The sequence below is a fragment of the Microterricola viridarii genome, assembly GCF_001542775.1.
Classification (GTDB): Bacteria; Actinomycetota; Actinomycetes; order Actinomycetales; family Microbacteriaceae; genus Microterricola; species Microterricola viridarii_A.
Genome location: NZ_CP014145.1, coordinates 1387382 through 1399463, shown reverse-complemented (window position 1 = coordinate 1399463; position 12082 = coordinate 1387382). Strand labels below are relative to the sequence as shown.

11 protein-coding genes are annotated in these 12082 nt (G+C 68.7%); 7 read left to right on the top strand and 4 right to left on the bottom strand.

Annotated features, from left to right (window positions below):
* Window positions 1–149 precede the first annotated feature (149 nt).
* The 6 genes from AWU67_RS06445 (at window position 150) to AWU67_RS06420 (ending at window position 6061) form a co-directional block, all read left to right on the top strand.
* Window positions 150–1079 carry a proteasome assembly chaperone family protein gene (locus tag AWU67_RS06445; RefSeq protein ID WP_067227247.1) on the top strand — a complete coding sequence of 310 codons (930 nt, stop codon included), beginning with the start codon at window positions 150–152 and terminating at the stop codon, window positions 1077–1079.
* A gap of 52 nt (window positions 1080–1131) precedes the next feature.
* On the top strand, window positions 1132–2463 hold the full coding sequence (locus AWU67_RS06440; RefSeq protein WP_067227246.1) for an MFS transporter: 1332 nt from the start codon (window positions 1132–1134) through the stop codon (window positions 2461–2463).
* Window positions 2464–2777: 314 nt separating this feature from the next.
* On the top strand, window positions 2778–4010 hold the full coding sequence (locus AWU67_RS06435; protein ID WP_199922354.1) for an RNA polymerase sigma factor: 1233 nt from the start codon (window positions 2778–2780) through the stop codon (window positions 4008–4010).
* Window positions 4011–4014: 4 nt separating this feature from the next.
* Window positions 4015–4959: a Mur ligase family protein gene (locus AWU67_RS06430; protein ID WP_067227244.1), complete on the top strand. Its 945-nt coding sequence runs from the start codon at window positions 4015–4017 to the stop codon at window positions 4957–4959.
* Complete coding sequence (locus tag AWU67_RS06425) at window positions 4917–5288, top strand: MurT ligase domain-containing protein (protein WP_160329728.1); 372 nt, start codon at window positions 4917–4919, stop codon at window positions 5286–5288. Before AWU67_RS06430 ends, AWU67_RS06425 begins: the two co-directional genes overlap by 43 nt.
* Window positions 5285–6061 (top strand): type 1 glutamine amidotransferase, encoded by a 777-nt coding sequence (locus tag AWU67_RS06420; protein ID WP_067227242.1) that lies wholly within the window; start codon window positions 5285–5287, stop codon window positions 6059–6061. Before AWU67_RS06425 ends, AWU67_RS06420 begins: the two co-directional genes overlap by 4 nt.
* 20 nt (window positions 6062–6081) lie before the next feature.
* On the opposite strand, the gene AWU67_RS06415 is transcribed toward AWU67_RS06420, so the two are convergent.
* Window positions 6082–6318, bottom strand: coding sequence for a DUF7455 domain-containing protein (locus tag AWU67_RS06415; RefSeq protein ID WP_067227241.1), 237 nt, complete (start codon window positions 6316–6318; stop codon window positions 6082–6084).
* A 218-nt stretch (window positions 6319–6536) separates the two neighbouring features.
* Here AWU67_RS06415 and AWU67_RS06410 point away from each other — a divergent pair, with 218 nt between their 5' ends.
* On the top strand, window positions 6537–8621 hold the full coding sequence (locus AWU67_RS06410; RefSeq protein WP_067227240.1) for a DNA gyrase/topoisomerase IV subunit B: 2085 nt from the start codon (window positions 6537–6539) through the stop codon (window positions 8619–8621).
* A gap of 133 nt (window positions 8622–8754) precedes the next feature.
* Here AWU67_RS06410 and AWU67_RS06405 read toward each other — a convergent pair whose 3' ends face one another.
* The 3 genes from AWU67_RS06405 to AWU67_RS17320 form a co-directional block, all read right to left on the bottom strand.
* Complete coding sequence (locus AWU67_RS06405) at window positions 8755–9879, bottom strand: flavin-containing monooxygenase (RefSeq protein ID WP_082717150.1); 1125 nt, start codon at window positions 9877–9879, stop codon at window positions 8755–8757.
* A gap of 137 nt (window positions 9880–10016) precedes the next feature.
* Complete coding sequence (locus tag AWU67_RS06400; protein WP_067227239.1) at window positions 10017–11663, bottom strand: helix-turn-helix transcriptional regulator; 1647 nt, start codon at window positions 11661–11663, stop codon at window positions 10017–10019.
* A 241-nt stretch (window positions 11664–11904) separates the two neighbouring features.
* On the bottom strand, window positions 11905–12069 hold the full coding sequence (locus AWU67_RS17320; protein WP_160329727.1) for a hypothetical protein: 165 nt from the start codon (window positions 12067–12069) through the stop codon (window positions 11905–11907).
* Between the last annotated feature and the right edge of the window lie 13 nt (window positions 12070–12082).

The following is a 12082-nucleotide window of genomic DNA, read 5'->3' as shown; positions in this document are numbered from 1 at the left end:
TCGGCGTCGGAGGTGCTGGCGGGTTCAGTGCTGACGAGGGCGGGGGAGAAAGTCATGCACCAATGCTAGTTGCGATGGGAATACGGTGTTCGCTCACGGCATGGCCGCCGCGCGGCTCCGGCGGCTGCTGGCACGAATAGCATGAGGCTATGCGCGACGCGAGTGAACTGTATAGATTGACCCCGGATGCGGCCAGCGTGCCCGAGGGCCTGCACCTCGTTGCTGGCCTCACCGGCTTCGCCGACGCCGGCGGTGCGGTCGGACAGTTCACGGAGTACCTGCTCGGCACCATCAACCACGTTGTCGTCGCCGAGTTCGACGCCGATCTCCTGCTGGACTACCGGTCGCGGCGCCCCATCATCTACTTCGACGAGGACCACCTCACCGACTACCAGCCACCGGCGCTGCGTGTGCACCTGGCCCGCGACGAGCTCGGCCAGCCCTTCCTCATGTTGGCCGGTTTCGAGCCTGACTTCCGGTGGGAGCAGTTCAGCCAGGCCCTGCTCGACCTGGTCGATCGGTTCGGGGTCGCCAGCACGACGTGGGTGCACTCCATCCCGATGCCCGTTCCGCACACGCGCCCGATCGGTGTCACCGTCAGCGGCAACCGGGACGACCTCACCTCGGCGATGTCCGTTTGGCGGCCGCACACCCAGGTGCCGGCCAACGCGCTTCACCTGGTGGAGTACCGCCTGGCCGAGCAGGGCCGGCCGACGGTGGGCTTCATCCTGCTGATCCCGCACTACCTCGCCGACACCGAGTACCCGGCCGCCGCGATCTCGGCGCTGGAGAGCGTCAGCGCTGCGACGGGGCTGATCTTCCCGACCGACCGGCTACGTGAGGCCAACCGCGAGTTCCTCGGCAAGATCGACGCGCAGGTGGCGGAAAATGGGGAGCTCGCCAAGCTGGTCGGGGTGCTCGAGGAGCGCCACGACAGCTACATGGCTGGAACCACCCTGCGGTCGCCGCTCACCGACGAGGACGGCGAGCTGCCCAGCGCCGATGAGATCGCCGCGGAGCTGGAGAAATTCCTCGCATTCAAGCGCCACAACGACGGAGAACCCCCGCTGGCGCCTTAGCGCGACGGGCAGGTGGCGTGGGAGGGCCCGCGCCGCTGGCTAGGCTAGATCAGTGAATTCTCGTCGGGCCTGGTTGATTTTTAGCGTCGGCGCATTCGTCTACCTCATTGCTGTCATGCAGCGCACCTCGCTCGGCATCGCCGGCGTGGCCGCGGCCGATCGGTTCGATGCCTCGGCCGCTGCGCTCTCCAGCCTCGCCGTCGTGCAGCTCCTCGTCTATGCGGCCATGCAGATCCCGGTCGGCGTGCTCATCGACCGCTTCGGCCCGCGCGCGCTGATTCTCTCCGGCACGGCGTTCATGCTGGTCGGGCAGCTGATCATGGCGTTCGCGCCGAGCCTCACCCTCGCCGTCGCCGGGCGCATCCTGGTCGGCGCAGGAGACGCGGCCATCTTCATCTCGCTGATCCGGTTGATCAGCTCATGGTTCTCCGGGCCGATCGTTCCCCAGCTCTCGCAGTGGGCCGGAAACATCGGGCAGGTCGGCCAGGCGCTCTCCGCCGTGCCCCTGGCCTGGGTGCTGCACAACTTCGGCTGGACGCCGGCGTTCCTCTCTGCGGCATCCGCGTCGGTGCTGGCGCTGTTCCTCGGCATCATCGCCCTGCGCGACCGGCCGCGCGGCTCCGAGGAGTGGCACCGCGCCTCCTCGCTGCGCGATGCGATCACGCACCTGCGCGCTGCACTGAAGCGCCCGGGCACACAGCTCGGGTTCTGGGCGCACTACGTGTCGCAGTCCGCCGGCACGGTGTTCGCGATGTTCTGGGGCATCCCCTTCCTCGTCTTCGGCCTCGGCTACAGCGAGCAGACGGCCGCAGCCATGCTTCTGGTGCTCGTCGGCACCGGAATGGTGGCCGGCCCCATCATCGGGCTGCTGACGGCGCGCTTCCCGCTGCGTCGCAGCAACCTGGTGCTCGGAATCGTCTTCGCCATCGCAGCGGCCTGGAGCACCGTGCTGCTCTGGCCGGGGGAGCCGCCGTTCTGGCTGATCTGCCTGCTGGTCATCGTGCTGGGCATCGGCGGCCCGGGCTCGCTGATCGGACTCGACTTCGCGCGCACGTTCAACCCGTTGCGCAGCCTCGGCTCGGCCAACGGCATCGTCAACATCGGCGGCTTCCTCTCCAGCTTCGTGATGATCTTCCTGATCGGCGCGATCCTGGACCTTCTCGATCACGCCCGCGTGGCGTCGGGGGAGCCGAGCGCTCTCTACTCCCTGGAATCGTTCCGCATCGCCTTCCTCGTGCAGTACCTGGTGATCGGCGTCGGCGTCGTGATGATGCTGCGCGCGCGCCGCCGCACCCGCCGCAAACTGCACCAGGACGAGGGAATAGAAGTGGCCCCCATTTGGGTTGCATTGTCTCGACGGTGGCCCCGTCGGCCGCGTGGATGACGCCGAGCCGGAGCAAGTGACATCCCGCCGGGCGAATCCGTGCAATAATCAAAGACGGACCCGTTCTTGACTTGGGTTTCCTAAGATCGCGCTCAGGAAACAGACCAAGACTTGACATGGGTCCTCGTAATGTCCTTTTCCGGCTCCGCCATAAAAGGAACGTCAACGAGTGGTGACGGCCCCTGTGGGGGCGTTCCGCCGCTCGCCCGACTGAGAGGTGCTCGAATGGCAACCCGATCCACGAAGCCCGTAGCGAGCGAAGACGCCGCCCCCGAGACCACCGAAGCCGTCGCAGCCCCGGCCAAGAAGGCCCCGTGCGCAAGGCGCCCACCAAGGCAGCCCTGGCCAAGGCCGCTGCAGCAGAGGCCGCACTGGCCGAGGCCGAAGCAACCGGCGCAGAAAAGCCCGCAGCGGCGAAGGCCGCGCCGCGCAAGCGTGCAGCCACCAAGAAGGCCGCAGACGAGACCGCCGATGACTCCGCCGTTGAGGCCGTCGAGGATGCCGACGACGAGGATGAGGACGGCCAGCCCAAGCGCTCCGTCGTCACCGAGCCGCTGCCCACCGGCGCCCTCGTCCTCTCCGTCACCGACGACGAGGACGACGTCCCCGTCTACTCCAGCGCCATCACCGGCGCCACCGCCGACCCTGTCAAGGACTACCTGAAGCAGATCGGTAAGGTCGCCCTGCTGAACGCGGCCGAAGAGGTCGAGCTGGCGATGCGCATCGAGGCCGGCCTGTTCGCCGAGGACAAGCTCTCGCACATGACCGACGCAGAGAAGAAGTCGCAGCTCGGCCGCGAGCTGCAGTGGGTCGCCAAGGATGGCGCCCGCGCCAAGAGCCACCTGCTCGGAGCGAACCTCCGTCTCGTCGTCTCCCTCGCCAAGCGCTACACCGGTCGTGGAATGCAGTTCCTCGACCTCATCCAGGAGGGCAACCTGGGCCTCATCCGTGCGGTCGAGAAGTTCGACTACACCAAGGGCTTCAAGTTCAGCACCTACGCCACCTGGTGGATCCGTCAGGCCATCACCCGCGCCATGGCCGACCAGGCCCGCACCATCCGCATCCCGGTGCACATGGTCGAGGTCATCAACAAGCTCGCCCGCGTCCAGCGCCAGATGCTGCAGGACCTCGGTCGCGAACCCACGCCGGAAGAGCTCAGCCGCGAGCTGGACATGACGCCTGAGAAGGTCGTCGAAGTTCAGAAGTACGGCCGCGAGCCCATCTCGTTGCACACGCCACTCGGTGAGGACGGCGACAGTGAGTTCGGTGACCTCATCGAGGACACCGAGGCTGTCGTTCCCGCTGACGCCGTCGGCTTCACCATGCTGCAGAAGCAGCTGGAAAGCCTGCTCGACTCCCTGTCCGAGCGCGAGGCCGGCGTGATCCGCATGCGCTTCGGCCTGGGCGACGGCATGCCGAAGACCCTGGACCAGATCGGCGACACGTTCGGCGTCACCCGCGAGCGCATCCGCCAGATCGAGTCCAAGACGATGGCCAAGCTGCGCCACCCCAGCCGCTCGCAGTCGCTGCGCGACTACCTCGAGTAGGCCGGTGGGAATCCGTTACGCCCCGGCGATCCTGATTGGTCGCTGCGTCCGGGTTCTTGCGCGCCTGCGCAAGCCCGGCGGGGGATCGGCCGTCCCCGGGCTGGTCGTCAACAAAATTGCCCCGGGATTCCTGACCGAGACGCTGAACTCCTTCCCGGAGGGACTCGTCATCGTCACCGGGTCCAGTGGCAAGTCCACGACGACCAAGATGCTGGTGGCAGCCCTGCGCGGGCACGGCAAGCGGGTCTTCACCAACCCGTCGACGGCCAACATCTCGCAGGGCCTCACCTCGGCACTGCTGGAGGAGGCGAGCCTCACCGGCAAGATCGCCGGTGACATCGCCGTCCTTGAGATGGACGAGGGCCACGGCGCCCTCATCGCCGACGCCTTGAAGCCCAAGGTCGTACTGCTCACCAACGTCATGGTCGACCAGATCGACCGGTTCCACGACTCCGAGATGGTCGCGGCCATGCTGGAGAAGATCGCCTTGCGTGCAACGCAGGCCGTCGTGGTGAACGCCGACGACGCCTTCCTCGAGCAGATCGTGACGCGCCTGCGCGGCACCGTCGACACGCCACGCTTCGGCGTCAGCGCTGACGTGCTGGAGGCGAACCCGCGCGGGCTCGGCCTGGCCGCCATGACGGCGCGCCGGATGCCGTCAGAGGCCGGCGTGCTGGTGCGCGCCGTCTCCGGCCGCAGCACAGAGGTGACGATCGACGGCGGGGCACCGACACCCGTGCGGCTGCCTGCCCGCGGCACCCACTACGCCGTCGACGCTGCCGCTGCCCTGGCTGCCGCCCGGGCCGTGCTCGGGGCCGCTTCGACCCGGCGATCGCCGTCTCGACGATCGGCTCCATCCCGCCCGTCTTCGGGCGCGGTGAGACGCTCCAGGTGCGGGGAACCACCGTGGAGTTCGTACTGGTGCAGAACCCGGCCAGCTTCCAGCTGAACATCGACCACCTCGACCCCGACACCGAGCAGATCCTGTTCGCCGTCGGATCCGATGTGCGCGATCCCAGCTACTTCTGGCCCGTCGACACCTCCGGCCTTGGCCGGGTCGACATCGTCTCCGGCTCCAAGGCCGACGAGTTGGCGTTGCAGCTCAGCTACGACAATGTGCAGATCGGCCGCATCGAGCACGACCTCGGCAAGGCCGTCGACGAGTTCCTGGCCATGCCGGAGCCGTCCCGCGGCGTCAAGACCGTCATCTTTTCCGCCGACTCGATGCGCCGCACCCGCGCGCACCTCGGGCTGAGCGCCGTGGAGGCACCAGAATGAGCGACGCCCAGCGCCCGCAGCAGACCGGCCCAGAGCTCACCTTCGTCTCGCTGTTCCCCAGCCTGCTGAACAGCAACGGCGACGCAGAGAACGCCCGCGTCCTGGCCCGCCGGGCCGAGTGGGCCGGCGCCACCGCCCGGGTCGTCAAGGTTGAGGATGCCGCTGAGCTGCCCGACCGCGTCGACGCCGTCGTCATCGGCTCCGGCTCAGACAACGAGCTGGAGGTCGCCCGCGACAAGCTGCGCACCCTGCTCGAAGAGCTGCGGCGCTGGGGCACTGAGGGGGTCCCGATCCTCGCCGTCGGCACCGGCTGGGAGCTGCTCAGCCACGGCATCGAACTGGCCGGGGCGAACGGCGCCCCCGCACGGGCGATCGAGGGCATCGGCATCTTGCCGGGCCGTGCGGTGCCCCGCGGGGCGCGCGTCACCGACGACCTCGTCGTCAAGACCAAGTTCGGCCGGCTCGTCGGTTTCGAGAACCACGCCCGCGACTACAACCACGCAGAGGCCTCCCCGCTCGGGCGGGTGCTCTTCGGCAGCGGTAACGGCCGCGACTCCGGCCAGGAGGGCGTCGTCATGGGCGACGTCTTCGGCACCCACCTGCACGGTCCGGTGCTGGCCAAGAACCCCGGCTTGGCCGACGAGCTCCTCGGGCGCGTGTTCCGTCGGGCAGGTCTCGAGTACGTGCGCGGGGAGCGCGCGGCATCCGTTGATGAAATAGCACGAGCCGCACGCAATCAGATTGCGGTGCGGCTCGGGCTTGAGAGCGAATAGCTCTCGATACTGAGTTTGGCTTAGCGGGCGTTGTCCTCGAGAAGACGGCTGGACTCGTCGTGCCAGCTGTGCGCGAGGGCAGAGAGCTTCTCCTGGTGCTTGCGGCCGTGGTGGGCGCAGAACAGCAGCTCGCCGCTCGAAACCACGACGCGAATGTAGGCCTGTGCGCCACACGCGTCGCAACGGTCAAGGGCCGTCAGCTGGTGTGGGGTCTCGAGCTCGTCGACCGCACCGCTCGGGCTGGTGATCTGTGACATGGGCTCCTCCTCCATCGAACCGATATGCATGGTGTCCGCACAACATCTGCTGACACTCCATGTAAGCACGCAGAGGCCCCTTCCATGCCCAATCCCGACACTATTTCGCTCACCGCGTAGGCATTGACGCCCAAGTCGTGACCTAGGCCCGATCCGGCGCGGTTTGAGCGTGTTTCGCGCGCAGGAGAAGGGCTGCAGAGTAACTAGGCTTGGCTGTCGTGAGTTCTGACTATTCCGCCCGCCATCTCTCCGTTCTCGAGGGTCTCGAAGCGGTGCGCAAACGCCCGGGCATGTACATCGGTTCCACCGACTCGCGCGGCCTGATGCACTGCCTCTGGGAGGTCATCGACAACTCCGTCGATGAGGCCCTCGCTGGGCACGGCACCGAGATCGCCATCGTGATGCACCCGGACGGCAGCGTGGAGGTGCGCGACAAGGCGCGCGGCATCCCCGTCGACGTCGAGCCCAAGACCGGGCTGAGCGGCGTCGAGGTGGTCTTCACCAAGCTGCACGCCGGCGGCAAGTTCGGCGGCGGCTCCTATGCGGCATCCGGCGGTCTGCACGGTGTCGGCGCTTCCGTCGTGAACGCCCTCTCCGAGCGCCTCGACGTCGAGGTCGACCGTGGCGGCAAGACCTGGGCGATGTCCTTCCACCGCGGGGAGCCCGGCATCTTCGCCGACGCCGACCCGAAGAACCCGAGCCCGGATGCCACGTTCACGCCCTTCGAGAAGAAGAGCGAGCTGCGCGTCATCGGCAAGACGGCCAAGGGCGTCACCGGAACCCGCATCCGCTATTGGGCCGACCGGCAGATCTTCACTAAGGGTGCAGGCTTCCAGGTCGAGGACCTGCTCTCCCGTGCCCGGCAGACTGCCTTCCTGGTTCCCGGGCTGGCCCTCGACATCATCGACCTGACCGGCGAGGAGCCGCACACCACCTCGTTCCAGTTCGAGGGCGGCATCTCCGAGTTCGTCGAGCACCTGGCCACGGACGCCCCGCTCACCGACACCTGGCGGCTGAACGGCACCGGGCACTTCACCGAGACCGTTCCCGTGCTGAACGAGCACGGCGCCATGCTGCCGACCGAGCTGCAGCGCGACTGCGAGGTCGATATCGCCCTGCGCTGGGGCACCGGCTACGACACCGTCGTGAAGAGCTTCGTCAACATCATCGCCACGCCCAAGGGCGGCACCCACCAGCTCGGCTTCGACCAAGGACTGCTCAAGTTCCTGCGACAGCAGGTCGAGCTGAACGCGCGCCGGCTGAAAGCGGGCAACGACAAGCTGGAGAAGGACGACGTGATGGCCGGCTTGACCGCCGTCATCACGGTGCGCCTGCCCGAGCCACAGTTCGAGGGCCAGACGAAGGAGGTGCTCGGCACACCCGCCGTGCGCGCCATCGTCGCCAACGTCGTCGCCAAGAGCATGGCCGCCCGATTCGCGTCGACCAAGCGCGACGACAAGGCACAGTCTGCCCTCGTGCTCGACAAGGTCGTGGCCGAGATGAAGTCGCGTATCTCCGCCCGCGCCCACAAGGAGACCCAACGTCGCAAGAATGCGCTGGAGAGCTCCTCGCTGCCGGCCAAGCTCGCCGACTGCCGCTCCAACGACGTTGCCAACAGCGAGCTGTTCATCGTCGAGGGAGACTCCGCCCTCGGCACCGCCAAGGTGGCCCGCGACAGTGAGCACCAGGCGCTGCTGCCGATCCGCGGCAAGATCCTGAACACGCAGAAGGCCAGCGTCGCCGACATGCTCGGCAACGCCGAGTGCGCGGCCATCATCCAGGTGATCGGAGCCGGCTCCGGGCGCAGCTTCGACCTCTCGGCCGCCCGCTACGGCAAGGTCATCATCATGAGCGACGCCGACGTCGACGGCGCCCACATTCGCACGCTGCTGCTCACCCTGTTCTTCCGCTACATGCGCCCGATGATCGAGGAGGGACGGGTCTACGCGGCCGTTCCGCCGCTGCACCGGGTCGTCGTGATGAACCCGGGCTCGAAGCCGAACGAGACGATCTACACCTACTCGGAGGCCGAGCTGCAGGGCGTCCTGGCCGGGCTGAAGAAGCAGAACAAGCGCTACCAGGACCCGATCCAGCGCTACAAGGGCCTCGGCGAGATGGATGCCGATCAGCTGGCGACCACCACGATGGACCGGCGCCACCGCACGCTCCGCCGCATGAGCATGAACGATGCAGAGAACGCCGGCCGCGTGTTCGAGCTACTGATGGGCAACGACGTCGCCCCGCGCAAGGAGTTCATCGTCGACAGCTCCGAGACGCTCTCCCGCGACCGCATCGACGTCTAGCGTGCGCCACTTTGTGCCCCTCCGCGCCAGCTGAGGTGGCGCAGCAGGCAACGAAGTGGCGCTCTGCACGGCCGCTCTGCACGGCCGCTCTGCACGGCCGCTCTGCACGGCCGCTCTGCACGGCCGGACCGGCTTACATCCCGAGTCCGGCTACGGCCGCGTCGGCGACGCGGTTGGCGTCGGCGCTGACGCCGTGCACCATGGCCGAAGACAGGGAGCTGAGGAACTCCAACCCGACGAAGTACAGCCCGGGCACCGCAGGCACGATTCCCCGCGTGTGCGCCGGAGCACCGTCCGGATCGAACGCGGGCAGCTCGATCCACGAGAAGCCGGGGTCGTACCCCGTGCACCAGATCACGCTGGCGGCCACCGCCACGCTGCCGTCGGCGAGCACCGGGAGGCCGTCGCGCGTGCCGGCCACCCGTCCCACGCGGCGCACCCCGAGGCGGCCAAGCTCCGCCGACTTCACCCTGATCAGTGGCACCGTTCCGTGGGCGGCCCGGGCGCGGCGGCCGAGTGGCGTTCGCACCGAGAGCAGGTGCGGGAACACAACTCTGTTCAGTAGGTGCACGAGCAGGTGCCGGTTGAGTGGGCTCGTGAAGCCGAGCGGGATCTCGGTCACCTCGCGCCCGGACAGCATCACGGTGTGGGTTGCGGAGAGTTCCTTTGAGATCTCGGCGCCGGAGTTTCCGGCACCGACCACCAAGACCGGGCCGGGCGGCAGTTGGTCCGGGTTCCGGTAGGAAGCGGCATCCAGCTGACGGATGCCCGGCGCGAGCTCCGCAGCGAACTCCGGCACCCGCGGCGTCTGGTGGCTGCTCATCGCCACGACGACCGCGCGGGCACGGTAGTCGGCGTCGGCGCTGTGCGCCACGAAGCCGTCGCCGTCACGCCTCAGGCTGTCAACGCGCACCCCGCTCTGCACGGGCAGCGCGAACTGCTGCGCGTAGAGCTCCAAGTAGTCGGCCATCTCGTCCTTGCGCGGCCAACTCGTCGGGGCAGCCGGGAACGGCAGGCCGTCCAGCCCGTCGTAGCGGGCCGGGGTGAACAGCCGCAGACTGTCCCAGCGGGCTCGCCAGGCATCACCGATCTGCTCGGCAGCGTCGAGCACAAGGTAGCGAACGCTGTGCTGGCCCAGCCGGTGCGCGACGGCGAGCCCGGCCTGGCCGCCGCCGATCACGAGAACGTCGTGGAGCGCGGTCGGCGGCCGCGCATCAACCGAGGCGTCTGCGGGGAGTGGGGGGTGTGAGAGTGTCATCATGCGATCCGATCGGCCGGTTTCGTGCCGGTCTCCGCTCACGTTAACTCGGGTCCGCGTGCCGCCGCCTCGGTGGTTCCCGCCATCCCGCGCGATGCGGCATGGGTAATGTGCGCCACGCACTGGTCTGGTTGCTGCTAGCCGCCGAGCAGGCCGTGTTCGTAGGCGTAGGCGGTGGCCGCCACCCGCGACGACACGCCGATCCGGCGCATCAGCTCGCTCATGTGCCGGTCGACCGTGCGCGTGCTCACCTGCAGCTCGGTCGCGATGGCCTTGTTGGTGAGGCCGGATGCAGCGAGCCGCAGCACCTGCAGTTCACGCGGGGTGATGGCGTACTGCCGGCTGTCGGCGGCCGGGCGGCCAGCGCGGAGTCGCGCCAGATCCGGTGCTGCCCCGAGCCGGACCAGGGCCGCCTCGGCGGCGGTCTGCTCCCACCGGGCGCCCTCACCGTCGCCCAGCGCCGACAGACACTCGCCGAGAAGCGTCCGCACCCGTGCGACGTAGTAGGGCGAGTCGAGGTCCACCCAGGCGGACTGGGCCCTCCGCAGTTGCGGCAGGGCGTCGGCCGGACGCCCATCGGCCAAGGCCAGCAGCCCGCTGGCCTGAACGGCCAGCGTCTCGAGCAGCGTGCTTGGGTGGGCCTGCGCGATGCGGTCGAGTTCGGCCGACAACGCGGCGGCATCCGCGATCGCGCCGCGTGTCAGCGCAATCTCGATGGCCGCTGGCAGCACTTGGGCGCGCGACAGCGACTGCTCGGTCGTGGCGAGCACGCGGCCGATACCGGCGGCGGCGTCATCCGCCCTCCCCTCGGCGAGGCGGAGCAGGGCGAGCCCAGGGTGCGGGTCGTGCCCGCAGTCGTTAGCGTCGCGGTAGGCGACCTCCGCCAACGCGAACTCGCCGCGCAGCCGGTAGATCTCGCCACGCTGGTAGTTCGCTGCACCGAGCTCATGCGCCTCGGCCCGTGGGTTGGCGATCACCGTCTCGGCCTCGGCGAGGGCTGCCTGCCAGGCACCGCCGAGGCAGAGCAGCTCGGCCCGATGCACCCGGCAACGGCCGGTGAACAGCAGCAGCTGGGGTTGCGCGAGGGCCCAATCGCTCAGTACCTCGGCCCACTCGCGCGCGCGTTCGACGGCGAAGGCCTGTTGGCAGCCGTCCAACACGGAACAGTAGACCAGGCCGCGGGGGAGTTCGGTGACGGAGTCGTCCGCGGCCAGCAGCATGGCCTCGCCAAAGGCGTCGACGGCCGCATCAAGCAGCCCGTCGGCGAGCAACGCCCGACCCCGCAGCTGCGTGCCCAGCGCTTGCAACTCAGCGTCACTGTGGCGGAAGCCAATGGCCACCGCCTCGGCAGCTGTGGCGGCCGAGCCCGCCGCGTCGCCGAGGTGCAGCAAGTGGTGGATGCCGGGCAGCAGCAGGTACCCGTGTTCCACGGCGCCCGGGTGACGGTTTGCCAACTCGGCGGACCGGGCGAGCCAGGCGTGCGAGCGGCCGCGCTCATGTAGGGAGCCCAGCCGGTAGCCGAGCCAGAATGCGGCCCTGGCCGCGCGCAGCTCGTCGGCATCCGTCGGCGCTTCCACGGCGAGATAGCCGTGGTAGGTGCGGGCCAGCGCGTCGAAGGCCTCGTCGTCCCTCCCGCAGAGTGCGGCCGCACGCGCCAGCATCTCCAGTTGGTCGAGAAGCAACGGAGCCGCGGCTTCGGCGCCGCCGAGCAGCGTGCAGGCGTCGTCCCAGCGTCGCTCGGCGAAGGCGACGAGCCCTGCCCCCAGATCCGTCCGCTCGGGCATGCCGCCTGCTCCTCGTCGGCCGCGGCGCAGCGCCCCGGCCCCACCCCGAGAATGCACCCGGCGCCCCAACCCGTCAAGCCCGTGTCTGGCGCCCACTCAGCCCATTCGGCGAGGGCGACGTGTCACGGGGAGACCCGCCTCGATCTGAACCCGGCTGACCGTCTCGAACGGGCTGTCGGCATCGCTCGTGCCTCTGTCGACGACTGCTTTCACTCGCGCGTTTCCCGGGAACGGCAGGCGGTCAGAGCACGGTCGCCGAGAAGCCCGCAAGAACCGGTGTGCGGCGCTGGTGTCCGACTGCCAACACCCGCGCGCGATACAGCGAAAGCGGTGCGTGCAGCCCTACCGATTCCGCCTCGCGGCTCAAAACAAGACCGTCTGCCGTTGCAGGAAAGTGGTTGGCCATGGCGACGAGTCTC